The following is a 23,608-nucleotide window of genomic DNA, read 5'->3' on the forward strand; positions in this document are numbered from 1 at the left end:
GGAGAAGGACACGATGGCGATCGACACCCGGGACATCCTGCTGCTGCGCCACGCCCATGCCGAAGCCGCCGGTCCCGGGCAGGCCGACCTCGACCGCCCGCTGTCGCCCGAAGGCCAGGCCGAAGCCGAGGCTGCCGGGCGCTGGCTGCTCGAACACCGGCTGCTGCCGGATCTGGTGCTGTGCTCGCCGGCGCGGCGCACGCGCGAGACCCTCGAGGCCGTGCTCGCCGTGATCGGTTACGTCGACCAGCGCCTGGAGCCGGCGATCTACGACGCCACGCCCGGGACCCTGGCGGCCCTGGCCGATGGCCATCGCGATCTCGGCCGGCTGATGCTGGTCGGCCACAACCCCGGCCTGGAGCGGCTCGCGGCGCTGCTGCACAGCGGCCAGTCCGGCGACTACCGCGGGATGCCGCCCGGTGCGATCGCGCATCTGCGCCTGCCCGTGGCCGCCGAGGTCGAGCCGGGCGCCGCGAGCCTTGCCGACTTCTGGTGGCCGTGAGGCGTGCAGGCGTCATTGCATGGCTGTCCCTCGTCGCGGCCACGCTGGCCGCGCTGCCGGTGCGCGCGACCGGGATCGACGCCGCCGCCTCGCGGGTCGGCTTCCAGCTGGTCACCCGCTGGGGCGAGACGATCGATGGCCGCTTCCCGGTCTTCGACGGCGAGGTGACGCGGCTGCCTGATGGGCGGCAGCAGGTCCGGCTGTCGCTGTCGGCGGCCGACGTGGAGATCCTGGACAGCGCGCGCCGCTCGCAGATGACCCGCGGCGCCGGCTTCTTCGACGCCCGGCGGTTTCCCTGGATCACCTTCCTGTCCGACCCCTTCGATCCGGCCCTGCTCGAACTGGGCGGGCAGCTGCGGGGCGTGCTGAGCATCCGCGACATCCAGCGGCGCGAGGCCTTCACCGTGCTGGCGTCGGCCTGCGCGCGCCCGGCGCTGGACTGTCCGGTGCTGGCGGCCGGCGTGGTCGACCGCACGGCGTACGGCATGAACCGCTGGCCGATCGTGGTCGGACGCAAGGTCCGCTTCGAACTGCGCATCCGCATGGAGGGCGGCGGGGAGTGAAACCGCTGCTGAAACTCCTGCTGCTGGCCTGGATGCTGGCGACCGGCGCCTGCGCCACGCTGTCGGATGAGCAGGCCGGGGCGGCGGCGCGCATCGCGGCCCAGGCGCGGCCGGTGCTGGTGGATTGCGCGCGCGACGACGCCTGCGCCTCGCCCTCGTCGCTGCGCGCGCTGGGCCTCGACGCGATGGCGGCGAGCACGCCCGCCGCCTCCCGCCACCACGCGCTGATCCTCGACTACGGCCAGGACGCGCTGCTGGCGCGGCTGAGCCTGATCCGCTCCGCGCAGCGGTCGGTGGACCTGCAGACCTACATTTTCGACGAGGACGATGCCGGCCACCTGTTCCTCGACGAACTGCTGGCCGCCGCGCGCCGCGGGGTCAAGGTGCGGGTGCTGGTGGACCAGCTGTCGGCGCTGCGCGAGGTGGAGACGCTGGCGGCGCTGGCCGGCGCCCACGCCAACTTCGAGATGCGCATCTACAACCCGCTGCTCGGGCGCGCGCGCATCAACTATCCGCAGTACGTGCTGGCCGCAGCCTGCTGCTGGCGGCGGCTCAACCAGCGCATGCACAACAAGCTGCTGCTGGTCGACGGCCTGGTCGGCATCACCGGCGGGCGCAACTACCAGAACAGCTATTACGACTGGGACCCCGAGTACAACTTCCGCGACCGCGACCTGTTCGTCGCCGGCCCCACGGTGGCCGGCATGGCCGCGAGCTTCGACGAGTACTGGGACGCGCGCCTCACCCGCACGCTGCCGGAGCTCGCCGACGTCGGCCGCCTGCTGCTGCGCGAGGGCGTGCCGCCGGTGCCGCACGCGCCGTTCGAGCTGCCGGAGCGCGTGGAGCGGATCTCGCGCGACGCGGACGATCCGCTGCTCGTCGATGCGCTGGCCGCGGCGTCGATGCCGGTGGGCGCGGTCGACTTCATTTCCGATCCGCCGGAGAAGCATCGCTCGGGCTACGAGGGCGTGGCGCCGTCCACGCGCGGCCTGCTGGAGCTGATCGAAGGCGCGCGCGAGGAAGTGATCCTGCAGACGCCCTACCTGGTGCTGTCGCCCGGCGCACAGGACCTGTTCACCCGCCTGCACCGGCGCGACGACCCGCCGCGCGTGCTGGTGTCGACCAACAGCCTGGCAGCCACCGACGCCTTCATCACCTACGCGCTCTCGTACAAGTACAAGCGCCGCCACCTGCGCGAGTTCGGCTTCGAGATCCACGAGTTCAAGCCCTTCCCGCAGGATGCGCCGATCGACGTCGAGGCCACCGGCACGGTGGACCTGGGCGATCGCGGCGCACAGGCGCCGGTGGCACCCGCCGACGAATCGCGGGCGCCGCGCACGCGCCCGCTGGAACGGGAGTATTCCGCGCTGCGCTGGTCGGGCTTTTCCGCGCACGAACGCGTGCCGCTGAAGCGCGGCGGCGTGCGCTTCGGCCTGCATTCGAAGTCGCTGGTGGTGGACGAGCGCATCGGCGTGGTCGGTACCCACAACTTCGATCCGCGCGGCGACGACTACAACACCGAGAGCGCGGTGGTGATCGAGGACGACGCGTTCGCGCGCGCGCTCGCCGACAGCATCCGTCGCGACATGGCTCCGGCGAACGCCTGGGTGGTCGCGCCGCGCGACCGGCCGGTGGTGCTCTCCGGCCTCGACTACTCGCTGGGCAAGGTGTCGGAGTCGCTGCCGGTGTTCGATCTCTGGCCGACGCGCTATGCCACCGCCTACGAGTTCCGCCCGGGGCCGGACTGCCCCGTGCCCCTGCCGCCCGGCGATCCGCGCTTCCGCGACTGCCACGAGCCGGTGGGCGACTTCCCCGAGGTGCGCATCGGGCTGAAGGCGATCCTGACCCGGATCTTCACCGCCTTCGGCGCGGGCCTGGCCCCGATTCTCTGAGACCCCCCCGAAATGACCGTTCGTCGGCGCGCGGGCCCGGCGCGGGCACCTGTGACCTTTGACCTATTGCGGTAGGTGGGTGGTGTGGTAGTCTACCAACACACCGAGTCACAACCCCCCCGCAGGAGATCGCCATGTACCGCACCGACACCAACGCCGCCTCCGTCCGGACGCCCGCCGCCGCCCGCCTGCCGGTCCACGCCCCCCGCTACCGCGCCCGTGATTTCGGCACCGGCTACGGCAGCAGCAGCGGCTACGCGGCCAGCCGCCGCTACACCCCGGGCAGCCAGCCTGCGGCGCGCTTCCGCCTCGCCTGAAGGCCTGATTGACCCGGGGGGGACCCGGTCCTAGGCTGGCGCGCCCCGGCGCCAGCCCGGGACACCGGAGCCCAGCATGACCCCCCAGCCTTCGATCTTCCGCCGCGGCCTCGACCTGGCCGCCCTCAACGCCCTTTCCAGGGGCACGGCGATCGAGGCCTTGGGCATCGAATTCGTGGACATCGGCGACGACCGCCTGGTCGCGACCATGCCGGTGGATCCGCGCACCGTGCAGCCCTACGGTCTGCTCCATGGCGGCGCCTCGGTCCTGCTGGCCGAAACCCTCGGCAGCAGCGCGGGCAACATGTGCGTCGCCGAAGGCGAAGTCTGCGTCGGCCTCGAGATCAACGCCAACCACGTGCGCGCCGTCCGCGAAGGCCGGGTCACCGGCACCGCCAGGCCGCTGCACCTCGGCCGCAGCACCCAGGTCTGGGAGATCCGCATCGAGGATGCGCGCGGGCGCCTGGCCTGCGTCTCGCGGCTCACGCTCGCCGTCGTCCCGGCGACCTGATCGGCCTCTCCGCTACCGGCCTCCGACCCCATCCGGTATCGTGCCGCCATGCGTTCGACCACCGTTCCCAGCGCACGCGCCGGAGGCCGCCTGGTGCGCGCGGGCCGCTATGCCCTGCGCGTGCCGATGCTGCTCTGGCACGCGCTCGTCCACCTGCCGCCGGTGATGCTGGGCCTCATGCTGCCGGGCGACCTGCGCGACCGCGACGGGGCGGGATGGCATGCCAGGCTCGTGCGCCTCTGGCAGGGCGGGCTGATGCGCGTGTTCGGGATGCGCATGCGGCGGGTGGGGGAGCCGCTGCCCGGCGCGACCCTGTTCGTGGCCAACCACGTCAGCTGGATGGACATCTCGGCCCTGCACAGCCAGCGCATGATGGGCTTCGTGGCCAAGCGGGAGATCGACGGCTGGCCGCTGGTGGGGCGGATGGCGCGCCGCGGTGGGACCATCTTCCACCAGCGCGGCAGCCAGGAGTCGATGGGCGGCGTGATCGACGCGATGCTGTCGCGGCTGCGCGAAGGGCGCTCGGTGGGCGTGTTCCCCGAGGGGCGCACCCGCGGCGGCGACGAGGTCGGGCCCTTCCACGCCCGCATCTTCATGGCCGCGGTCGAGGCCGGGGTGCCCGTGCAGCCGGTGGCGCTGCGCTACGGCGCCGGCGGCGAAGGCCAGCGCGCGGTGGCGTTCCAGGGTCGCGAGAACTTCCTGCAGAACTTCCTGCGCCTGTTGGGTGAACCCGCGCGCACGGTCGACGTGGTGTTCCTCGAGCCGGTGATGCCGGGCGAGGCGGAAGGCCGCGCCGCGATCGCCAGGATCGCGCGCGAGCGCATCGTCGAGGCGCTGCGCGCGCCGTGAGCCCGGCCGCGCCCAGCGGCTACCGGCCGCCGCGCTGGCTGCGCAACGCCCACGTGCAGTCGGTGCTGGCGGGCAGCCCGCTGCGCCGCCGCCGCGGCCTGGCCGCGCTGGCCGCCGCGGGGGCTGAGACGCGCCAGGTGATCGTGGACGGCGGCGACGGCGTGCGCCTGCTCGGCCTGCACACGGCACGGCCCGGCGTAGAGCCGCAGGGCATGGCGCTGCTGCTGCACGGCTGGGAAGGCAGCGCGGATTCGGCCTATGTCTGCCTGGCCACGGCCGGCTTCCTGGCGCGCGGCTGGGACGTGTTCCGGCTGAACTTCCGCGACCACGGCGGCAGCCACCACCTCAATCCGGACATCTTCCACTCCGCGCGCATCGACGAGGTGGTGCACGCGGCGGTGGATGTCGCGCGGCGCATGCCACGGCCGCGCCTGGTGGTGGCGGGCCACTCGCTGGGCGGCAACTTCGCGCTGCGCCTGGCCCTGCGCGCGCCCGCGGCAGGGCTGCCGCTGGAGGCCGTGGCCGCGGTCTGCCCGGTGCTGGATCCGGCGCGCACGATGGCGGCGATGGAGCAGGGGCTGCCGCTGTACCTGCGCCACTTCGAGCGCAGCTGGCGGCGCTCGCTGGTGCGCAAGCGCGCGCTGTTCCCCGGGCACGTGGACGTCGACGACCGCGTGCTGCGCCTGCGCATGCGCGCGCTCACCGAATGGCTGGTGCTGCGGCACACCGACTTCGGCAGCCTCGACGCCTATTTCGACCGCTACTCGATCGCCGGCGACCGGCTGGCCGGGCTCGCGGTGCCGGCCTCCATCCTGACCAGCGCCGACGATCCGGTGATCCCGGTCGACGATTTCGGACGGCTGGTGCTGCCGGCCGACGCCCTCCTCGAGGTCGCGCCCTGGGGCGGCCACTGCGGCTTCCTCGAAGGTCCGCGACTGGACGGCTATGCCGAGCGCTGGATCGTGGAGCGCCTGGCGGGCGCGCGTCAGGGGCGGGCTACAATCGGGGGTTTCCGCGCCCAGCGCCCGTAGGAACCCCCTTCGATGCAAGACCAGATCCTCGACGCCCTGCGCCGCGGCGACACCGCCGCCGCCGTTGATGCCGCCCGCCGCTTCGCCGACGCCTCGCCGGAGGATGCGCAGGCCCAGCGCCTGCTCGCCCACGCGCTGCGCAGCAGCGGCGACGACGCGGGCGCGCGCGCGGCCATCACGCGGGCGGTGGCGTTGGCGCCGGACGACGCCGGCCTGCACCTCGAGCAGGCGGGCATGCTGCTGGGCATGCGCGACGTCGAGGGCGCCGGGCGTTCGCTGGACGCGACCATCGGCACCAATCCGAACGCGTTCGGGGCCTACATCGTGCAGGCGCAGCTGGCCCTGGGCCGCAACGACCTCGCCGAGGCCGAGCGCCTGGCGCGGCTGGCGGCGCGCGTTTCCCCGGACGAGCCGGCGCTGCTCGCGGTGAACGGCGCGCTGGCGCTGCGCCGCGGGCGCGTGGACGAAGCGCTCGCGATGCTGTCGCAGGCGGTGAAGCTCGATCCGGAGGATCCGGTGGCGCTGCACGCGTTGGGCATCGCGCACATGGAAAAGGGACACCTCGCGTTCGCCGAACAGGCGTTCCGCAGCCTGCTCGAGCGCGCCCCGGGCGCCGGCATGGTGCGCCTGCTGATCGCGCAGCTGCTGCAGCGCCAGGGCCGGACCGCCGAGGCCGCCGACGAACTCGCCACCCTGGTTTCGGACCCGGCGCTGGCGACGGCGGAGCTGCGCCGCCATGCCGGCCAACTGCAGCTGGCCGCGGGCCGGCCCGAGCGCGGACTGGAGCTGCTGCGCGGGGCGCTGGCGGCCGATCCGCGCGACGCGCGCACGCTGAGCGCGATCATGGCCGTCTGGGGCCGACTCGGCGCCATCGACGATGCGCGCCGCACGCTCGACGCGGCGCTGGCGACGGCGCCGGACAGCGACGACCTCTGGCGCGCGCGGCTGATGTTCGAATGGCGCGATGCGCGCGTGTCCTCCGGCCTGGTGGAGCGCTGGCGCTCGATCATGCCCGACTCGCTCGAGGCGCTGGACGCCGCGCTGGCCCTGCATGTCCGCGAGGGCCGGCAGGACGAGGCCGACGCGGTGGCGCGGACGCTGCTCGAGCGCGTCCCCGGCCACATGCGCGCCGAAATGCAGCTCGCCGACAGCATGGTGGCCAGCGATCCGGCCGGGGCCGCGCAGCGCCTGGAATCGCTGCTGGCGCGCGCCGTGACTCCGGGAGACCATGACGTGCTGCGCCAGCGGCTGGGCCTGGCCCACCACCACGCGGGCGATTTCAAGGCCGCGCTGGCCAGCTGGGAGCGCCTGAACGCGCGCCAGGCCTCGGACCGCGTGCCGCTGCCGCCGACCACGCCCGCGCCCGGCCAGTGGCCCGAGGCGGTTCCCGCCGAGGCCGATGCGCCGCAGGTGGTCTTCCTCGCCGGCCTGCCGGGCAGCCCGGTGGAACGCGTGGCCGACCTGCTGGCCGGCGCCGTTCCGGGGTTCCGCGCGGACCGCTTCGGTGCCCGCCCGCCGTCCGATGCATTCCAGAACATCGCCACGACGACCGCCATCGCCAGGGGGACCGTCGCCCCGGCGGCCGTCGCCGCCTCCTGGCGCGAGGCGCTTCCGGCGCGTGGCGTCGAGGGCGCGGTGATCGACTGGCTGCTGTGGTGGGACAACGCCTACGCCGCGGTCATGCGCGAGGCGCTGCCCGGCGCCACCCTGGTGGCGGTGCTGCGCGATCCCCGTGACATGCTGCTGAACTGGCTGGCGTTCGGATCCGCCACGCCGTTCGCGCTGGCCTCGCCGCAGGTCTCGGCCGAATGGCTGGCCGCGTCGCTGCAGCAGCTGGCCGACCTGCACGAGCAGGACCTCGTGCCGCATCATCTGCTGCGGCTGGACGACATCAGCGAGGATCCCGCCGCGATCGTGGCGCGCCTGCGCGAGGCCCTGGGGATCGAGCTGCCGGAGCCTCCGGCGGGCTACTTCGGTGCCCCGCGCTTCCGCGCAGGCGGCTGGCGCGACTATGCCGACCTGCTGGCCGGCCCCTTCGCCACCCTGGCCCCGGCCGCGCGCCGCCTCGGCTACCCCGACGCCTGACCCACGAGGACACCCACGATGCACATCGCCAGCGAAAGCTTCGGCCACGGCCAGCCCATTCCCGCGGAGTTCGCCCTTGGTGCGCCCGGCGGCGGCTTCGGCGGCAACCGCAATCCGCAGCTGTCCTGGGGCGGCGTTCCGGAGGGCACGCGTTCGTTCGCGCTGCTGTGCATCGACACCGACGCGCCGAGCGATCCGGCGCTGGTCGCCAACGACCAGGTGGGCATCCCGGTGGCGCATCCGCGTGGCGACTTCGCCCACTGGGCGATGGTCGACATCCCCGCCACGGTGACCGCGATCGCCGCGGGCAGCTGCAGCGACGGCGTCAGCAAGGGCGGCAAGCGTGCGCCGTCCGGGCCCGAAGGCGCACGCCAGGGACTGAACGACTACACGGGCTGGTTCGCGGGCGACGCGGAGATGGGCGGGGACTGGCTGGGCTACGACGGCCCGTATCCGCCGGCGCACGACCTGCGCGAGCACCGCTACTTCTTCCGCGTGTTCGCGCTCGACGTGGAGCGCCTGCCGCTGCCGGAGCGCTTCACCGCCGGCGACGTGCTGCGCGCGATCCAGGGCCACGTGCTGGGCGAGGCCGCCACCTGGGGCACGTACACCCTGTCGCCCGACGCCGCCTGACTCCCGCCTTTTGTAGGAGCAGCTACAGCTGCGACCGCAAGGGTCCGGCCTGACCGGTCGCAGCTGTAGCTGCTCCTACATGGGATGGGTGCGGCGGGGGCTCAGTCGCCTGCCGTGGCCGGGCCGGTCTCGACCACCATGTCGAGTACATAGGCCACGGACGAGGCATCGGCCGGCACGTTTCGGCGCTGGTAGCGGTCAAGGCGCAGCACGCTGCGGATGCCGGGCTGGTGTTCGAAGCCTTCGATCTCCTCGTACAGCGGGCCCCATTCGCCGGTGCCCTGCTTCAGGCCGCGGTCGTCGTAGCGCACTTCGCGCACCCGCAGGCAGCGGTGGTCGGGCATCAGCGGGTGCTGGCACTCGATGCGCTCGGCGGCGACTTCCAGGAACACGCGTTCGGGCGCGCTGCCGTGGCGCGTCTGCGCGGTGGGCACGCCGCTGAACACCAGGGTGTCGCCCAGCGCGTTGACCAGGCGCAGCCGCGGGGGCTCGCCCGGCTGCAGCTGGACCTGGTGGCGGCCCGCCAGGCGCGTATGGGCCTCGCGTTCCATGGCCATCAGCGGCTCCGGGCAGGCCATCTGCGTGCTGGTCATCGGCCCCAGGCCAAGTTCGCCGGCATCGAGCGTGAAGTCCGCGCCCATGGCGTTGCAGGCGTTGCTCACCGACACCCGCCCGTCGCGGAAGTCGAGCTGCAGCGGCGCGTCCGGGTTGCCGGACAGCGCGTCGATGCGGCTGCCGTCGGCGGCGCTGGCCGACTCCAGTCGCCAGTGGTGGCCGGCGAGCGTCGCGGACAGATCGGGGGCCGGCGGGCGGCCGGGAGGCGAGGGGGCCGCATCCGGCTGGCTGGCCGCGTGGCCGCGCGCCTCGGAGGCCAGACCTTCGTCGGCCGGAGCCGCGGTGTCCGGCGTGTCCCGCGGCGAGCAGGCAGCCAGCGCCAGTGCCAGGGGGAGTGCGAGCGGAAGCAGGTGTTTCATCGGAGACCTCCGGTGGGCAGGGACCCGGGCCAACGCGCGGGTGCCCTGGACGGGGTCGCCCCGCTCACTCGCCGGCCGGGATCCAGAGCAGCAGGGCGGCACCCAGCAGGATCCGGTAGACGGCGAATCCGGTGAACCGGTGGTGTTCGATATATCCCAGCAGCCATTTGACGACCATGAAGCCGGTGATCGTGGCCGCGGCGAAGGCGATGCCGACGTCGGCCCAGGCCTCGCCGCCCAGGCCGCCCTCCATGGCCAGTTCGAGGAAGGTGTAGGCGCTGGCGGCGAACATCGTCGGGATGCCGACCAGGAACACGAACTCGGCTGCGGCCGTGCGCCGGGACAGGCCCAGCAGCATGGCCATGAAGATCGCCGCCGCCGAGCGCGAGGTGCCGGGAAACACGCCGGCCACCACCTGCGCCAGGCCCACCGCCACCGCGATCGTCCAGGTCACTTCGCTGCCGTCGGGACTGCGGCGCTCGGCCAGCCGCTCGGCCACGATCATCCAGGCGCCGCCGATGATCAGCGCCCAGGCGATGGGGGTCACGGTTTCCGGCAGCTCCCAGCCGAGCAGGCGAACGGGCAGGCCGACCAGCGCCGTGACGAGGAACGCCACGGCCAGCTTCATCGCATAGTCGCGGTTGCGGGCTTCGCCCAGGCCGGTGGCCAGCGCCGTGATGCGCTCGCGGAACACCAGGGTGATGGCGAGGATCGCGCCGGCCTGGATGACGATGTTGAAGAAGTCGGAGCGCGCCCCGAGCCAGCGCTGCGCGATCAGCAGGTGACCGGTGCTGGAGATCGGCAGGAATTCGGTGAGTCCTTCGAGGATGCCCAGGAGCAGGGCGGCCAGCGGATCGGTCATCGGTGGAGTCCGGCGGGATGCGGTGGGTCGGTGAGCGGCCCGTGGGCCGCGCGGCAGCATAGCGGATCGAGGTATGCACCATAACCGGGCATTCCGGCTGCGGTTGGCACCTTTGTGGTGCGAATTCCTGTTCCGGTACTCCGCGGCTCCATGTGTTTCAATGACTTGCGGTCTGGCATGGCGCTTGCGTTGCCATGGCCGACGCCCGGATCCACCGGGCCACCTGCCTGCCCCGGAGCCCCGCATGACCTTCGAGAACGTCGAAAAGCTGATCGCCGACCACCGCGTCGAATTCGTGGACCTCCGCTTCGCCGACATGCGCGGCGTGCAGCACCACGTCACCTTCCCCAAGTCGATCGTCGAACCCGGCCTGTTCGAGGACGGCAAGATGTTCGACGGCTCCTCGATCGGCGGCTGGCGCGGCATCCAGAACTCGGACATGGTCCTGCTGCCCGATCCGTCCACCGCCTTCCTCGACCCCTTCACCGCCGACCCGACCCTGGTCCTGACCTGCGACGTGCTCGACCCGGCGACGATGCAGGCCTACAACCGCGACCCGCGCGGCATCGCGCGCCGCGCCGAGGCCTATCTCAAGGCCAGCGGCATCGCCGAGCAGGCGTTCTTCGGCCCCGAGCCCGAGTTCTTCATCTTCGACTCGGTGCGCTACGCCAACGACATGGGCCACACCTTCTTCCACGTCGACTCCGAAGAAGCCGCCTGGAACTCCGGCCGCGAGTACGCCGGCGGCAACAGCGGCTACCGCCCGGGCGTGAAGGGCGGCTACTTCCCGGTGGCGCCGCTGGACTCGCTGCACGACATCCGCGCCGAGATGTGCAAGACGCTCGAAGCCGTCGGCATCGAGGTGGAAGTGCACCACCACGAGGTGGCCAACGCCGGCCAGTGCGAGATCGGCACGAAGTTCAGCTCGCTGGTGCAGAAGGCCGACGAACTGCTGACGATGAAGTACGTCATCAAGAACGTGGCCCACCGCAACGGCAAGACCGCCACTTTCATGCCCAAGCCGCTGGTGGGCGACAACGGCAGCGGCATGCACGTGCACCAGTCGCTGGCCAAGGGCGGCGTGAACCTGTTCACCGGCGACGGCTACGGCGGCCTCAGCCAGACCGCGCTCTGGTACATCGGCGGCGTGTTCAAGCACGCGCGCGCGATCAACGCCTTCGCCAACTCGAGCACCAACAGCTACAAGCGCCTGGTGCCGGGCTTCGAGGCGCCGGTGATGCTGGCGTACTCGGCGTCCAACCGCTCGGCCTCGTGCCGCATCCCCTACGTGTCGAACCCGAAGGCGCGTCGCGTCGAATTCCGCTTCCCGGATCCGATGAACTCCGGCTACCTGATCTTCACCGCGCTGATGATGGCCGGCCTGGACGGCATCCGGAACCAGATCGACCCGGGTGGCCCCAGCGACAAGGACCTCTACGACCTGCCGCCGGAAGAGGCCAAGGGCATCCCGACCGTCTGCCACTCGCTCGACCAGGCGCTCGAAGCGCTCGACGCCGACCGCGAGTTCCTCAAGGCCGGCGGCGTGATGAGCGACGACTTCATCGACGCCTACATCGCGCTGAAGATGAAGGAAGTGACCGCGTTCCGTGGCGCGGTGCATCCGCTGGAGTACCAGCTGTACTACGCGATCTGACGCGATCCGCTCACTGCTTCCTGTAGGAGCAGCCATGGCTGCGACCCGGGCTCGCCGCACCTCCGGTCGCAGCTATAGCTGCTCCTGCAGGATTGTTTGCGAGGGCGCGGCCTCGTGGGCGCTTGCATTGGCCGCGCACGCAGGCTGCAATGCGCTCCATGAAGAAGCTGGTCGCCGCGGCCCTCTGCGCCGCCCTGTTGTCCGCGTGCGCCCACCAGGCGCCTCGCAACCCGATGGCGACGTGGGTCGCCTCGCCGAACTTCGACGAGCGCCGCCCGGTCGTCATCGTCCTGCACTACACCGAGCAGGAGTCGGTCGAACAGAGCCTGCACACCCTGCGCACCGCCAACAGCGGCGGCCCGGTGAGCTCGCACTACCTGGTCGGCGACGACGGCGGGATCTACCAGCTCGTCGCCGACGCGCACCGTGCCTGGCATGCCGGCGGCGGGCGCTGGGGCACGATCACCGACCTCAATTCGGCCTCGATCGGCATCGAGATCGACAACGACGGCCGCGAGCCCTTCACCGAACCGCAGGTCGAGGCGCTGCTGCGGCTGCTGGACGATCTCGCCACGCGCCTGCGCATCCCGCGCAGCCAGGTGATCGGGCATTCGGACCTCGCGCCCTCGCGCAAGATCGATCCCGGCGCGCTGTTCCCGTGGCGGCGCCTGGCCGAGGCGGGCTTCGGCATCTGGCCGGCCGACGACGCGCCGCCGGCGCCGGCGGACTTCGACGCGATGCGCGCGCTGGAGCAGGTCGGCTACGACACCTCGCACGGCGACGCCACCATCCGTGCCTTCCGCCTGCGCTTCCGCGGCGACGCCGCCACCGTGCTGGACGACGAGGACCTTCGCATCCTGCATGCGCTGACGCTGCCCGGCGGCGCCGGCCTGCTGCAGCCTGCGCCCCGGTAGGATCCTCCGGCCCGGCAGCGGGCGCTCCCGCCGCGATGCCGCGGCATCGACACGGATGTCCCCACGACCATGCGATTGCTCGTACCCATCCTGATGGCCTGCGCCCTCTACGGCGCCTGGGACTGGTGGCACGAACGTGGTCCCGGCGCGGCCGCCGCGACCGCGGCCATGACCAGCGACAACGGCTTCGTGCCGGTGGCGATGCCCGGCGGCACGCCGCGCAACGCGGTGCTGGTGCTGGCGCCGCGCAACTGCCCCTCCGACCAGGCGCAGCGCACCGAGGCGCTGGTCGCCGCACTCAGCCGCGCCGGCGTGCCGGTCGTGCGCGGCGACGGGTTCTCCTTCGACGTGGCCAATCCCACGCGCGAGCAGATGCAGGCGATGGACCGCACCGTCGAAGTCTTCAAGCGCGGCGCGCCGGCGGTCTACGTCAATGGCATGGGCATGTCGAACCCGAGCGCGGCGCAGGCGATCGCGGAGTACCGGGCGACGCGGGCACGGCGATAGGCACGGTTGCGGGACCCTCGCGCCATGGCGCCGCGGGGCCTGACAGGACGCCCGCCGTGCACTAGATTGGTGCAATGCCGTCCGCCTTCGATCCCGCCTTCGACCAGCTGAGCACCCCGCTGCTCGCGGTTTCGCCCGTGGGCACGGTCGAGGCCGGCAACCTGGCCAGCGGCCAGTGGTTCGGGGTCTCGCTGCGCCGGCTGGCGGGACTGCCGCTGGCGGCGCTGGAAGTGGACGGGGAGGCGCTGGCCGGCGCGCTGTCGCTGGATGCCGGTGCGGCGGCGACGTCGGGGTCCGCTGCGTCCGTGGCGGCGCCGGAAGCATTCGGCGTCCTGCGCCTGCCGCGCCTGGCGCTGGCCTGTCCCGGAGGCCCCGTGCGCTTCGCCGAGGCCTGGCTGACCCCGCGCGCGGACGGCGGCTGGCTGCTCGAGCTGCATCCGGTCGACGAGTTCCCCGGCGGCGATCCGCTGGCGGCGCTGCCGCTGGCGCTGTCGGCCGCACTCAAGGGCCTGGCCCACGAGCTGCGCAATCCGCTCGCCGGCCTGAAGGGTGCGGCCCAGCTGCTGGCGCGGCGCATTCCCGGCGACGACGCCTCCGCGCGCGAGCTGGTCGCGCTGGTCGATTCCGAGGTCGCGCGCCTGGCGCAGCTCGTCGACCGCCTGCTGGATCCGGCGCCGCCGAACCCGCACGTCCGGCTCAACCTCCACGCCGTGCTAGAACGCGTGCTGCGCCTGGCCGAGGCCGACGCCGGCTGGGCGGTGAAGCTGGTGCGCGACTACGACCCCAGCCTGCCGGAGCTGGAGGGCGACGCCGACCGCCTGGTGCAGGCGGCGTGGAACCTGGTGCGCAACGCCATCGAGGCCGGGGCCGGCGAGGTGGTGCTGCGCACCCGCGCCGAACACGGCGTCCGCATCGGCAGCGAGCTGCATGCGCTTGCGCTGCGCCTGGACATCGTCGACGACGGCCGCGGCGTGCCGGACGAGTTGGCCGGGCAGGTGTTCGTGCCGCTGGTGTCGGGACGGGCGGACGGCAGCGGGCTCGGCCTCGCGATGGCGCAGCAGGTCGCGCGCGAACACCGCGGCAGCATTGCCTTCCGCTCGCGCCCGGGGCACACGGTGTTCACCCTGCTGCTGCCGTACGCGGCTGCGGCCGCGGCCGCAGCGGATGCGATCCCGGCCGACGCCGATACCGACGCCGATAACGATGCCAATGTCGATACCGATACCGGCGTCGGCACCCAAGCCTTCGCGCAGGACATGGACAATGGCGCTGCGGCGGGCGGCTCCGGTGGCAACGCCGGCAGGCGGCGTGACGACATGAAGGAGTCCGGCGATGGCCGACGCTGAGGGCGCCCGCATCTGGGTGGTCGACGACGACCGCGCCGTGCGCTTCGTGCTCGCCACCGCGCTGCGCGAGGCCGGCTTCGAGGTCACCGCATTCGAGTCCGCCGCGGATGTGCTGTCCACCCTCGACCGCGGCGCCGCGCGCCCCCGGCTGCTGTTCACCGACGTGCGCATGCCCGGCGACGACGGCCTGGTGTTGCTCGACGCGCTCAAGCGCCGCCTGCCGGCGCTGCCGGTGGTGGTGATGAGCGCGCACACCGATATCGCCAGCACCGCCGGCGCCTTTCGCGGCGGCGCGCAGGAATTCCTGTCCAAGCCCTTCGACCTCGACGACGCCGTGGCCCTGGCCGAGCGCGCGCTGGGCGGGCGCGACGCCGCCGCGGACGTGCCCGCGCCCGGCGGCGACGATGCCGACGGACGCCCCGACGACGACACCCTGATCGGCGATGCGCCGGCGATGCAGCAGCTGTTCCGCGCCATCGGCCGCCTGGCGCAGGCGCCGCTGTCGGTGCTGGTCACCGGCGAGACCGGCACCGGCAAGGAGCTGGTGGCGCGCGCGCTGCACCGCGAGTCGCCGCGCGCGCGCGCGCCATTCGTCGCGCTCAATACCGCCGCCATCCCCGCCGAGCTGCTGGAAAGCGAGCTGTTCGGCCACGAGGCCGGGGCCTTCACCGGGGCCACGAAGCGCCACGTCGGGCGCTTCGAGCAGGCCCACGGCGGCACGCTGTTCCTGGACGAGATCGGCGACATGCCGCTGGCGCTGCAGACGCGGCTGCTGCGGGTGCTGGCCGAGGGCGAGTTCTTCCGCGTCGGCGGCCGCGAGCTGATCCGGGTCGACGTGCGCGTGGTCGCCGCCACCCACCAGGACCTGGAGGCGAAGGTGCGCGACGGCGGCTTCCGCGCCGACCTGCTGCATCGCCTGGACGTGGTACGGCTGCGCCTGCCGCCGCTGCGCGAGCGCCGCGGCGACGTGCCGCGGCTGGCCGAGCGCTTCCTGCAGCGCGCGGCCGCGCGCTTCGACGCGCCGGCCAAGCGCCTGTCGCGGCCGGCGCTGGCGCAGCTCGAGGCCCATCACTGGCCGGGCAACGTGCGCGAGCTGGAAAACCTGTGCTGGCGCCTGGCCGCGCTGGCGCCGGGCGATGTGGTGGAGGTCGCGGACCTGCACGAGGCCTGGGGCGTCCACGCTGGCGCGGCCACGCCCGCCAGCGCCACCGCGGCGGGCGAGCCCGGCTGGGAGGCGCCGCTGCGCGCCTGGGCGCTGGCCCGCCTGGCCGCCGGAGCGCCCGGCATCCACGCCGAGGCCCGCGACCGCCTCGACCGGGTGCTGCTCGAAGCCGCGCTCGAACAGACCGGGCAGCATCGGGGCGAGGCCGCCGCGCGCCTGGGGGTCGGGCGCAACACGCTCACGCGCAAGCTCGGCGCGCGGCGTCCGCCGCGCTGACATGGTCACGCATCCACAACCCGGGCGCGGCTACCCTTGTCGCCCCACCGGAGCCCATCGGAAGGCATGCGACGCATCCCCGCCGCCCTGGCCGCCACCCTGTTGCTGGCCGCCTGCGCCAGCACCCCGCCCACGCCGCGCGAACCTGGCCCCGCGGCGCCGCTTCCGCGCGCCGACGCTGGCACCGCCACCGCTGCGCGCGCCAACCTCGCCGCCGCCTCCGCCACCCTCGCCAGCGGCCGCATCGACCTGCGTGCCGAGGCCGCGGGCGTGCGCCTGTCGGGCGAGATCGGCGGCCTCAGCCGCCACGGTGCCCACGTGCTGCAGGTGCATGCCCGCGGCGACTGCAGCGCGGTCGATGCTTCGAGCGCCGGACCGTATTTCGACGCCACCGGCCAGGGAGCGACGGACGGCGGCAGCGACCGGATCGTCGCCGACGGGCGCGGCGTGTCGCGGGTCGACCAGCTCGTCCGCGGCGCCGTGCTCGGCGGCGGCGCGGCCAACGACATCGCCGGGCGCTCGCTCGTCGTGCTCGGTTCCACCCCCGGTGCGACCGGCGCGCGGATCGCCTGTGGCGTCATCACCCTTGCGCCTGACGGCGCGCCCTAGGAAGGAGTAGCACCCCATGCGCACGATCCCCATGACCCTGCTGGCCGCGTCGCTGGCCTTTGCCCTGGCGGCCTGCGCCGAGCGCAGCGACGATGCCGCCACGCCGTCGACCGACGCCGCCACCGCGGCCGCTGCCGTCGACGCGCCCGCGGACGGCATCCCGCCTCCCGCCATGTCCGACATGACCACCACGCCCGCGCCGCACACCGTGGCGGTACTGGCGGCGACCGAAGGCAATTCGGTCACCGGCGAGCTCGCGTTCGAGGCGGTGGACGGCGGCGTCGCCATCACCGGCCAGGTCAACGGCCTGGCGCCGGGCAGCGAGCACGGCTTCCACGTGCACGAGAACGGGGACTGCAGCGCGCCGGACGGCACCAGCGCCGGCGGCCACTTCAACCCGGCGGGCGCGGCCCATGGCCGCATCGGCTCCGGCGAGCACCACGTGGGCGATACCGACAACATCACCGCCGACGACACCGGCGTGGCCGTGGTCAACACCCGGCTGGAAGGCGCGACGCTGGCGGATGGCGCGCCGAGCGACGTCCTCGGCCGCGGCGTCATCGTGCACGCCGATCCCGACGACTACGCCACCCAGCCCACCGGCAACGCCGGCGCGCGCCTGGCCTGCGGCGTGATCACCCAGGCCGGCGCCCAGGCGCAGTAGGCGGGCGCCGTCAGCGCGCGGGCAGGGCCGCGAGCTCCGCCCGCGCGTCGTCCCGGCAGTGGATGAACTCCACCGCCAGGCCATGCGCGCGCAGCAGGCTGGCCAGCTGGCGCTGGCGCGCCTCGAAGTGGGCGTAGAGGCGTTCGAGGCGGGCGACCGACGCCGCGTCCCCGTCTCCGGCGGACGTGCCTCCGGCGTAATGCGCGTGCCAGGCCGCCGGCGCGAACAGCGCCATGCGCACCTGGCCGCCCCCCGCGTAGTGCAGCAGCGGTTCCGGCGGCGCATCCATCCACGCCTCGCGCGCCGGCGACAGCAGCGCGGTCTCAAGCAGCGGCCACAGCGCTTCGAGGCCGGCGTGTTCGTACTGCATCGCGGTCATCGCGCACAGGTCGTGCACGGTCAGGTAGCGCGCGTGTTCGACGCGCATGCCGAAGGCCTCCTGCGCCGCCAGCGCGGTGCCTGCGCCGGCCATGCCTTCCTCCATCAGGTCGGCTTCGAAGCGCGCGGACACGCGGGCGACGGTGGCGGCGTCGCCGTCGAGCACGAAGGGCAGCAGGCGCAGCGGCCCTCCGGCATGCTCCGGCGCCGGTGACAGCGCGCCGGGAAGCTGGCCCTCGTGGCTGCCGAAGGCCAGGATCCGGGCGCCGCCGCCGGGGGCGCGCGGCGCCTTGGCGGCGAGCTGCCACAGTTCCTGGTGCAGCGGCCAGCCGGGGCGCAGCAGTTCCACCGGATCGAAGTGCGCGGCGACCAGCGTGCAGTCCAGGCCCGCGGCCTCGGGCGCGAAGCCGGCCAGGTCGGCCGCGACCAGCGCGGCAAGCGCGCCGGCATCGGCCTGCGTGATCGCGTCGCGGCCGGTGTCGCTGCCCGGCGAACGTTCGAGTGCGAGCGCGCCGAGCACGCGCGCGGGTCCTTGCCTGGTGGTCGTGGTCTGGTTCATTGGCCCTGCGCATGAGCGGCGCTAAACTCGTCTCCATTATGCCTGCCACGGTCGGCGGGCCGCCTGCGAGGTTCCCGATGCTGCATGGTCGTCCCGTCGCCGTCCTCGGCGGCGTCCGCATCCCCTTCTGCCGCCAGAACACCGCCTACGCGGACGTCGGCAACCTCGGCATGTCGGTGCGCACGCTGGGTGCCCTGGTGGAGAAGTTCGGCCTGCACGGCCAGCGCCTGGGCGAGGTCGCGATGGGCGCGGTGATCAAGCACTCCAGCGACTGGAACCTCGGCCGCGAGGCCGCGCTGTCGTCCGGGCTGTCCCCGCTGACGCCGGGCATCACCCTGCAGCGCGCCTGCGGCACCTCGCTGGATTCGATCATCACCATCGGCAACAGGATCGCCGCCGGGCAGATCGACAGCGGCATCGGCGGCGGCAGCGACACCACCTCGGACGTGCCGATCGTGTACGGCAAGTCGCTGCGCCGACGCCTGCTGGCGGCCAACGCCGCCAAGGCGCCGCGCGACCGGCTGGCGCAGTTCCGCGGCTTCCGCCTGCGCGAGCTCAAGCCGGAGTTCCCGGGCGTGGCCGAGCCGCGCACGGGCAAGTCGATGGGCGAGCACTGCGAGGACATGGCCAAGGAGTGGAGCATCTCGCGCGACTCGCAGGACGAGCTGGCGGTGACCTCGCACCACAGGCTGGCCGCGGCCTACGAGCGCGGCTTCTTCGACGACATGGTGGTGGCCTTCCGCGGCGTCTCGCGCGACAACATCCTGCGCGCCGATTCCACGCTGGAGAAGCTGGCGACGCTGAAGCCGGCCTTCGACCGCAGCTCGGGGCGCGGCACGCTCACCGCAGGCAACTCCACGCCGCTCACCGACGGCGCCGCGGCCTGCCTGCTGTCGACCGACGAATGGGCCGCCGCGCACGGCCACGAAGTGCTGTGCCACGTCCGCGACGCGCACGTGGCCGCGGTCGACTTCGTCCATGGCGAAGGCCTGCTGATGGCGCCGACCGTGGCCGTGGCCGAAATGCTGGCGCGCAACGGCCTCACCCTGCAGGACTTCGACATCTACGAGATCCACGAGGCCTTCGCCGCCCAGGTGCTGTGCACGCTGCGTGCGTGGGAGAGCGAGGACTACTGCCGCAACCGCCTCGGCCTGGACGCGCCGCTGGGCCGCATCGACCCGGCGAAGATCAATCCGGTCGGCTCGTCGCTGGCCACCGGCCACCCCTTCGCCGCCACCGGCGCCCGCGTGGTCGCGACCGCCGCACGCCAGCTGCAGGAGCGCGGCGGCGGCCGCGCGCTGATCTCCATCTGCACCGCCGGCGGCATGGGCGTGGTCGCGATCCTGGAGCGCTGAGTCCGGGGGTTGGCAAGAGCTTTTTCTGCCACGGATTTACGCGGATGACGCGGATTTGCACGGATAGAGCAAAAACGGCTTGGTGGGGTCGTGGCGAGCTTGGGTGCCATGCTGCGTAGGGCTGCGTAGGGCTGCGGATGGAGATGTCCGGATGTCCACTGTTCCGTACGCCGGCAGTTTCCGCGCCCATGACTCGCGGAGCCATGATCACTCACGCCCCGTAACAGCACACCTCTGGACAGCACGCCCTGAACAGCACGCGTTTGCTCTATCCGTGCAAATCCGCGTCATCCGCGTAAATCCGTGGCCAAGGCTGTTACAGCTCTTCCACCCCCGGTTCGAAGCCCCGCACCGGCGCGCGGTCGACGAGCGGAGTGACCGGTTCGCCGCGCTGCATGCGCAGGGCGTTGGCGTAGGCGATGCGGGCGCGGGCGTCGTCGCCGGTCGCGGCAAGGCCATCGCCCAGTTCCTCCCAGGCATCGGGGCCCGCGCCCTGCGCGATCGCACGCTGCAGGTGGTCTTCGGCCTGCATCCAGTCACCACGGGCCCGCGCCATCCGCGCGAGGGTGAGCAGCAGGGCCGGACTGCCGGGATGCTGCTGCAGCCAGCGCTGCGCCGTGGTGTCGCGGTGTTCGACGCGGCCGATCGGCAGGCGGCCGTAGCGGGCGGCCAGGTCCTCGTCCCAGCGGGCGTCGAGCGCATGCTCGATGCTGGACGTCGCGGCATCCTCCCAACCCAGCGCGGCCGCGCGGTCGGCATAGGCGGCGACCACCTCGGGATCGTTGCGCAGTCCCTTCGGCACGCTCTCCCAGCGGTCGGCCAGCGCGTTGGCGTCGGCGGCCTGGGACAGCGCCTGCGCGGCCCAGGTGCGCTCACGCTGCGCCAGCGCGGCTTCCGGCAGGGCCTGCTGCTGGCGCATGGCGCCGAGCAGCGCGTAGGCGTCGGCGGCGCGACGCGAGGCGGCGTAGGCGTCGGCGCGCAGGGCCAGGCCGCGCGGTGACAGCGGCTGGGCGGCGGGGTCGTCCAGCGCGACCAGTGCGTCCGTGGGACGGTCCTCGGCCAGCGCGAGCTCGGCGCGGCCGATGGCGCGGGTCAGCGCGTGGCCGGCGTCGATCGCGTCGAGGTGGCTGCGCGCGGCGGCATGGTCGCCGCGCGCCATGGCGGCGCGGGCGGCGGCCAGGCGCGCGACCGCGGCATCGCTGTCCTCGGCCGCTTGCGGCAGCAGCTTCTCCGCACGGGCGTAGTGGCCCTGGTGCAGGGCCTCGAGGCCGCTGCCCAGGCGCTCGCGCGACTGGCGCTCGCGGCGGCTGCGCCACGCGCGCAGCGGCAGCGCCACCAGCGACCACAGCAGCCACAGCGCGAGCAGCCCGGCCACGACGGCCACCGACACCCAGAGCAGGTTGGTGGTGTAGTCCCAGCCGCGGTAGCGCACCAGCACGTAGCCGGGATCCTGCGCGAGCAGGTGCCAGGCCATGGCGCCGATGATCGCCAGCAGGATCCAGACAAGCAGGTTTCGGAACAGGTTCATGGCAGCCTCCGATGTCGCCGCCACCCTAGCCGCGGCGATGTCGCGGCCGTGTTCACATTGGCGCGCGGGCGTCGGCGCGGCGGCCGCGCTGCAGGCGCAGCTGGTCGAAGGTGGTGCCCAGCGTCGGCAGTTCGACCGCCAGCGGCAGCGCGGCGATGGCGTCCAGGTCGCGCAGGCGGGCGTCGCGCGCCGCCGACCGGGGCCACAGCCGCGGTACCAGGGCGCGGACGCGGGCGAGGGCGGCGACGTAGCCGGCGCGGTCGCGGCGCTCGGCCGCCGTGCGCGCCAGCGACAGCTCCAGGCGCAGTGCGGCCAGGCCGGCCGCGCGTTCGCCTGCGTCGACCACCAGCACCTCGTCGCTGCGGCGGACGTCGACGATGCGGCTGGCGACGCGCTGCCACCAGGGCTGCGCCGACGCCGCGGCGTCGCGCTCCGGCACGGCCGTGGCAGGCGCGCCGGCCGCATCGTCGAGGCCCGCCTCGAACGCGTCCAGGCGCGCGACCGCGGCGACGCGCGGGTCCGCGCCGAGCGCGTCGAGCATCGCGCGCTCGTCGGCCAGGACCTGGCGCAGGTCGATGTCGGCCGGGGCGTCGAGGGCATCGAGCAGGCGCGCGGCCAGCGCATAGGCGCTGCGTGCGCCCTGCAGGTCGCCGGCGAGCAGCAGCCGCTGCTTGCCCTGCGCCAGCAGCAGTTCCACCTCGTCCAGGCGAAGCGCGCGCGCGGCATCCTGCGCCGGGTCGGCCAGGCGCTGCACGCTGTCCTCGAGCAGCGCCGCGCGCTGGCCCATCGCCAGGAGCTCGTCGCGCAGCAGGCGGTTGGTGGCCTCGGCCTGCTGCAGGCGCTTGCCCTGGGCCTGCTGGCCCTGGCGCAGGATGGCTACGCGCTGCTGCAGGGCTTCGATGCGCACGCCTTCTTCGGCGTCCGCGGCGCGTCGCGCGTCGCGCTCGGACTGCCACGCGCGCCAGCCCAGCGCCGCGGCCAGCGGCAGCGCCACCAGCAGGAGCAGCCAGGCCAGTGCGGAGGTGCGGCGACGGGGTGCCGCGGGAGACTCGGGGGCGTTCAAGGGCGCGCGCGGAAAGGTGCCGGGGCGCACATGTTAGGGCGTCGCGGGCGCCCCTGCGCAGGCCGCGAGCATGTCCGGAACGCGCGCGCTGGCGGCGACCGCGGCGACGTGCAGGCCGTGGTCGCGGGCCAGGTCCGCGAGGCGGTCGCTGGCCGCGACCACGCGCGCGCGGCGCAGGCCGGCCAGGGCGTCGGCGGGCAGGGTCGCGAGCACCCGCTCCAGCGCTTCGCCGCTGCTCGCCAGCAGCCACGCCGGCGCGTCCAGCGCCCGCAGCGCCGCGGTTGCGCGCGGCGACGGCGGCACCGGTACGCGCGCGTAGACATTGGCGCGCAGCACCCGCGCGCCGCGATCTTCCAGGGTGGCGGCAATCACCCCGCGACCGCCGGGCGCGGTCACCAGGCCGACGTCGAGGCCGTCGACGTCCTGCAGCTGCGGCAGCGCCAGCAGCCCCTCGCTGTCCATGCGCTGCGGCGAGGCGACATCGCACGCGCCCGCGCGGCGCAGGGCACGCGCGGTGCCGGCGCCCACCGCCACCCATGCCTGTCCGTCGACCGGTCGCAGCGCCCGCAGGCGGCGCGCGGACGCCACCGCGGCCGGGCTGGTGAACACCACCCGGTGCGCCGCGAGTGACCGTTCCAGGGCGCGTCGCGCGTCGTCGTCATCGAGATCTTCGATGCGCCAGGGCGACAGCGCGAGGGTGCGCGCGCCCAGCGCGGCGGCGGCACGCCGCACGCCGCCGTGGCCGCCGACCGGGCGCAGCGAGATCACGTAGCATCCGGACAGCGGCCCGGTGGAGGCGTGCGCAGGCATCGCGCCAGCTTGGTGCCTGGCGCCCGCACCCGCAAGACGGCCACAGGCAGGACTCTGGAACGCGACGCATGCAACTGGACGAAGAACTCCGCGCGCTGGATGCGCACTACCGCTCGATGCCGCCGGTGGCGGCCATGGACATCGCCATCGCCGGCCGCGACGTCGAGGCCGACACGCTGACCCTGCGCGCGCCGCTGGCGCTCAACGTCAACGACAAGGCCTGCGCCTTCGGCGGCAGCCTGGTGTCGCTGCTGACGCTGGCCGGCTGGGGCCTGGTGACCCTGCGCTGCCACCAGCTCGGCATCGACGCCGACGTCTTCGTGGCCGACAGCGAGATCCGCTACCTGGCCCCGCTCTATGCCGACCTGCGCGCCACCGCGGCGCTGGCCGACGGCAGCGGCTGGGCGCCGTTCGACCAGGCGCTGCGCAGCCGCGGCCGCGCCCGCGTGCGCATCGCCGCCAGCGTGCCGCTGCCCGACGGCGGCGTCGCCACCACCCTGCGGGCCGGCTACGCCGCCATCGCCAGGGGTTAGGATGGCCGCCGCCATCCGACGGGAACCCCAT

24 protein-coding genes are annotated in these 23,608 nt (G+C 73.7%); 18 read left to right on the forward strand and 6 right to left on the reverse strand.

Annotated elements, in window-relative coordinates; genetic code table 11:
- Positions 1-13: 13 nt before the first annotated feature.
- The 9 genes from H9645_RS05805 to H9645_RS05845 all read left to right on the forward strand — a co-directional run bounded on the left by H9645_RS05805 (position 14) and on the right by H9645_RS05845 (position 8,383).
- On the forward strand, positions 14-502 hold the full coding sequence (locus H9645_RS05805) for a SixA phosphatase family protein (RefSeq protein WP_191728977.1): 489 nt from the start codon (positions 14-16) through the stop codon (positions 500-502).
- Complete coding sequence (locus tag H9645_RS05810) at positions 499-1,065, forward strand: YceI family protein (RefSeq protein ID WP_191728771.1); 567 nt, start codon at positions 499-501, stop codon at positions 1,063-1,065. Before H9645_RS05805 ends, H9645_RS05810 begins: the two co-directional genes overlap by 4 nt.
- A complete protein-coding gene (locus tag H9645_RS05815; RefSeq protein WP_191728772.1) occupies positions 1,062-2,957 on the forward strand; it encodes a phospholipase D family protein in 1,896 nt (631 codons plus the stop codon). Before H9645_RS05810 ends, H9645_RS05815 begins: the two co-directional genes overlap by 4 nt.
- A 134-nt stretch (positions 2,958-3,091) precedes the next feature.
- On the forward strand, positions 3,092-3,274 hold the full coding sequence (locus tag H9645_RS05820) for a hypothetical protein (protein WP_191728773.1): 183 nt from the start codon (positions 3,092-3,094) through the stop codon (positions 3,272-3,274).
- 76 nt (positions 3,275-3,350) lie between these two features.
- Positions 3,351-3,785 carry a hotdog fold thioesterase gene (locus tag H9645_RS05825; protein WP_191728774.1) on the forward strand — a complete coding sequence of 145 codons (435 nt, stop codon included), beginning with the start codon at positions 3,351-3,353 and terminating at the stop codon, positions 3,783-3,785.
- A 48-nt stretch (positions 3,786-3,833) separates the two neighbouring features.
- A complete protein-coding gene (locus H9645_RS05830; protein WP_191728775.1) occupies positions 3,834-4,634 on the forward strand; it encodes a lysophospholipid acyltransferase family protein in 801 nt (266 codons plus the stop codon).
- Complete coding sequence (locus H9645_RS05835; protein WP_191728776.1) at positions 4,631-5,665, forward strand: YheT family hydrolase; 1,035 nt, start codon at positions 4,631-4,633, stop codon at positions 5,663-5,665. Before H9645_RS05830 ends, H9645_RS05835 begins: the two co-directional genes overlap by 4 nt.
- 12 nt (positions 5,666-5,677) lie before the next feature.
- On the forward strand, positions 5,678-7,750 hold the full coding sequence (locus tag H9645_RS05840; protein ID WP_191728777.1) for a tetratricopeptide repeat protein: 2,073 nt from the start codon (positions 5,678-5,680) through the stop codon (positions 7,748-7,750).
- Between the two features lie 18 nt (positions 7,751-7,768).
- The gene (locus tag H9645_RS05845) at positions 7,769-8,383 is read left to right on the forward strand and encodes a YbhB/YbcL family Raf kinase inhibitor-like protein (protein ID WP_191728778.1); all 615 of its coding nucleotides are present in this window, start codon (positions 7,769-7,771) and stop codon (positions 8,381-8,383) included.
- Positions 8,384-8,484: 101 nt separating this feature from the next.
- On the opposite strand, the gene H9645_RS05850 is transcribed toward H9645_RS05845, so the two are convergent.
- Together H9645_RS05850 and H9645_RS05855 are read right to left on the reverse strand one after the other, a co-directional pair.
- Positions 8,485-9,357 (reverse strand): META and DUF4377 domain-containing protein, encoded by an 873-nt coding sequence (locus H9645_RS05850; protein WP_191728779.1) that lies wholly within the window; start codon positions 9,355-9,357, stop codon positions 8,485-8,487.
- 64 nt (positions 9,358-9,421) lie between these two features.
- Positions 9,422-10,219 (reverse strand): undecaprenyl-diphosphate phosphatase, encoded by a 798-nt coding sequence (locus H9645_RS05855; RefSeq protein ID WP_191728780.1) that lies wholly within the window; start codon positions 10,217-10,219, stop codon positions 9,422-9,424.
- 244 nt (positions 10,220-10,463) lie between these two features.
- Here H9645_RS05855 and glnA point away from each other — a divergent pair, with 244 nt between their 5' ends.
- The 7 genes from glnA (at position 10,464) to H9645_RS05890 (ending at position 17,351) form a co-directional block, all read left to right on the forward strand.
- Positions 10,464-11,873: a type I glutamate--ammonia ligase gene (glnA, locus tag H9645_RS05860; protein ID WP_191728781.1), complete on the forward strand. Its 1,410-nt coding sequence runs from the start codon at positions 10,464-10,466 to the stop codon at positions 11,871-11,873.
- 158 nt (positions 11,874-12,031) lie between these two features.
- Positions 12,032-12,787: an N-acetylmuramoyl-L-alanine amidase gene (locus H9645_RS05865; protein WP_225218031.1), complete on the forward strand. Its 756-nt coding sequence runs from the start codon at positions 12,032-12,034 to the stop codon at positions 12,785-12,787.
- 69 nt (positions 12,788-12,856) lie between these two features.
- A complete protein-coding gene (locus H9645_RS05870; protein ID WP_191728783.1) occupies positions 12,857-13,294 on the forward strand; it encodes a hypothetical protein in 438 nt (145 codons plus the stop codon).
- 74 nt (positions 13,295-13,368) lie between these two features.
- Positions 13,369-14,640, forward strand: coding sequence for a two-component system sensor histidine kinase NtrB (locus tag H9645_RS05875; RefSeq protein ID WP_191728784.1), 1,272 nt, complete (start codon positions 13,369-13,371; stop codon positions 14,638-14,640).
- Complete coding sequence (gene ntrC, locus H9645_RS05880) at positions 14,627-16,078, forward strand: nitrogen regulation protein NR(I) (protein ID WP_191728785.1); 1,452 nt, start codon at positions 14,627-14,629, stop codon at positions 16,076-16,078. Before H9645_RS05875 ends, ntrC begins: the two co-directional genes overlap by 14 nt.
- Positions 16,079-16,144: 66 nt before the next feature.
- Entirely contained in the window at positions 16,145-16,687 is a 543-nt protein-coding gene (locus tag H9645_RS05885; RefSeq protein ID WP_191728786.1) for a superoxide dismutase family protein, read from the forward strand.
- A gap of 16 nt (positions 16,688-16,703) precedes the next feature.
- The gene (locus H9645_RS05890; protein ID WP_191728787.1) at positions 16,704-17,351 is read left to right on the forward strand and encodes a superoxide dismutase family protein; all 648 of its coding nucleotides are present in this window, start codon (positions 16,704-16,706) and stop codon (positions 17,349-17,351) included.
- Positions 17,352-17,361: 10 nt separating this feature from the next.
- On the opposite strand, the gene H9645_RS05895 is transcribed toward H9645_RS05890, so the two are convergent.
- On the reverse strand, positions 17,362-18,288 hold the full coding sequence (locus tag H9645_RS05895) for a hypothetical protein (protein ID WP_191728788.1): 927 nt from the start codon (positions 18,286-18,288) through the stop codon (positions 17,362-17,364).
- Positions 18,289-18,365: 77 nt separating this feature from the next.
- On the opposite strand from H9645_RS05895, the gene H9645_RS05900 reads away from it, so the two are divergent.
- A complete protein-coding gene (locus tag H9645_RS05900) occupies positions 18,366-19,643 on the forward strand; it encodes an acetyl-CoA C-acetyltransferase (RefSeq protein WP_191728789.1) in 1,278 nt (425 codons plus the stop codon).
- 316 nt (positions 19,644-19,959) lie between these two features.
- Here H9645_RS05900 and H9645_RS05905 read toward each other — a convergent pair whose 3' ends face one another.
- The 3 genes from H9645_RS05905 to H9645_RS05915 are packed head-to-tail and all read right to left on the reverse strand — an operon-like array spanning position 19,960 to position 23,044.
- The gene (locus tag H9645_RS05905) at positions 19,960-21,171 is read right to left on the reverse strand and encodes a heme biosynthesis protein HemY (RefSeq protein ID WP_191728790.1); all 1,212 of its coding nucleotides are present in this window, start codon (positions 21,169-21,171) and stop codon (positions 19,960-19,962) included.
- A 52-nt stretch (positions 21,172-21,223) separates the two neighbouring features.
- Positions 21,224-22,234 (reverse strand): uroporphyrinogen-III C-methyltransferase, encoded by a 1,011-nt coding sequence (locus H9645_RS05910; RefSeq protein WP_191728791.1) that lies wholly within the window; start codon positions 22,232-22,234, stop codon positions 21,224-21,226.
- A 33-nt stretch (positions 22,235-22,267) separates the two neighbouring features.
- Entirely contained in the window at positions 22,268-23,044 is a 777-nt protein-coding gene (locus H9645_RS05915) for a uroporphyrinogen-III synthase (protein ID WP_191728792.1), read from the reverse strand.
- Positions 23,045-23,112: 68 nt separating this feature from the next.
- Between H9645_RS05915 and H9645_RS05920 the strand changes: the two genes are divergently transcribed.
- Positions 23,113-23,577, forward strand: coding sequence for a YiiD C-terminal domain-containing protein (locus tag H9645_RS05920; protein ID WP_191728793.1), 465 nt, complete (start codon positions 23,113-23,115; stop codon positions 23,575-23,577).
- The last annotated feature ends 31 nt before the right edge of the window (positions 23,578-23,608 follow it).

The sequence above is a fragment of the Luteimonas colneyensis genome (assembly GCF_014836665.1).
Lineage (GTDB): Bacteria > Pseudomonadota > Gammaproteobacteria > Xanthomonadales > Xanthomonadaceae > Luteimonas > Luteimonas colneyensis.

Bases quoted from the DNA above. Each gene is read 5' to 3' on its own strand.
- H9645_RS05805 (WP_191728977.1), top strand. From the start codon at position 14: ATGGCGATCGACACCCGGGACATCCTGCTGCTGCGCCACGCCCATGCC.
- H9645_RS05820 (WP_191728773.1), top strand. From the start codon at position 3,092: ATGTACCGCACCGACACCAACGCCGCCTCCGTCCGGACGCCCGCCGCC.
- H9645_RS05825 (WP_191728774.1), top strand. From the start codon at position 3,351: ATGACCCCCCAGCCTTCGATCTTCCGCCGCGGCCTCGACCTGGCCGCC.
- H9645_RS05830 (WP_191728775.1), top strand. From the start codon at position 3,834: ATGCGTTCGACCACCGTTCCCAGCGCACGCGCCGGAGGCCGCCTGGTG.
- H9645_RS05840 (WP_191728777.1), top strand. From the start codon at position 5,678: ATGCAAGACCAGATCCTCGACGCCCTGCGCCGCGGCGACACCGCCGCC.
- H9645_RS05845 (WP_191728778.1), top strand. From the start codon at position 7,769: ATGCACATCGCCAGCGAAAGCTTCGGCCACGGCCAGCCCATTCCCGCG.
- H9645_RS05850 (WP_191728779.1), bottom strand. From the start codon at position 9,357: ATGAAACACCTGCTTCCGCTCGCACTCCCCCTGGCACTGGCGCTGGCT.
- H9645_RS05855 (WP_191728780.1), bottom strand. From the start codon at position 10,219: ATGACCGATCCGCTGGCCGCCCTGCTCCTGGGCATCCTCGAAGGACTC.
- glnA (WP_191728781.1), top strand. From the start codon at position 10,464: ATGACCTTCGAGAACGTCGAAAAGCTGATCGCCGACCACCGCGTCGAA.
- H9645_RS05865 (WP_225218031.1), top strand. From the start codon at position 12,032: ATGAAGAAGCTGGTCGCCGCGGCCCTCTGCGCCGCCCTGTTGTCCGCG.
- H9645_RS05870 (WP_191728783.1), top strand. From the start codon at position 12,857: ATGCGATTGCTCGTACCCATCCTGATGGCCTGCGCCCTCTACGGCGCC.
- H9645_RS05875 (WP_191728784.1), top strand. From the start codon at position 13,369: ATGCCGTCCGCCTTCGATCCCGCCTTCGACCAGCTGAGCACCCCGCTG.
- ntrC (WP_191728785.1), top strand. From the start codon at position 14,627: ATGGCCGACGCTGAGGGCGCCCGCATCTGGGTGGTCGACGACGACCGC.
- H9645_RS05885 (WP_191728786.1), top strand. From the start codon at position 16,145: ATGCGACGCATCCCCGCCGCCCTGGCCGCCACCCTGTTGCTGGCCGCC.
- H9645_RS05890 (WP_191728787.1), top strand. From the start codon at position 16,704: ATGCGCACGATCCCCATGACCCTGCTGGCCGCGTCGCTGGCCTTTGCC.
- H9645_RS05895 (WP_191728788.1), bottom strand. From the start codon at position 18,288: ATGAACCAGACCACGACCACCAGGCAAGGACCCGCGCGCGTGCTCGGC.
- H9645_RS05900 (WP_191728789.1), top strand. From the start codon at position 18,366: ATGCTGCATGGTCGTCCCGTCGCCGTCCTCGGCGGCGTCCGCATCCCC.
- H9645_RS05905 (WP_191728790.1), bottom strand. From the start codon at position 21,171: ATGAACCTGTTCCGAAACCTGCTTGTCTGGATCCTGCTGGCGATCATC.
- H9645_RS05915 (WP_191728792.1), bottom strand. From the start codon at position 23,044: ATGCCTGCGCACGCCTCCACCGGGCCGCTGTCCGGATGCTACGTGATC.
- H9645_RS05920 (WP_191728793.1), top strand. From the start codon at position 23,113: ATGCAACTGGACGAAGAACTCCGCGCGCTGGATGCGCACTACCGCTCG.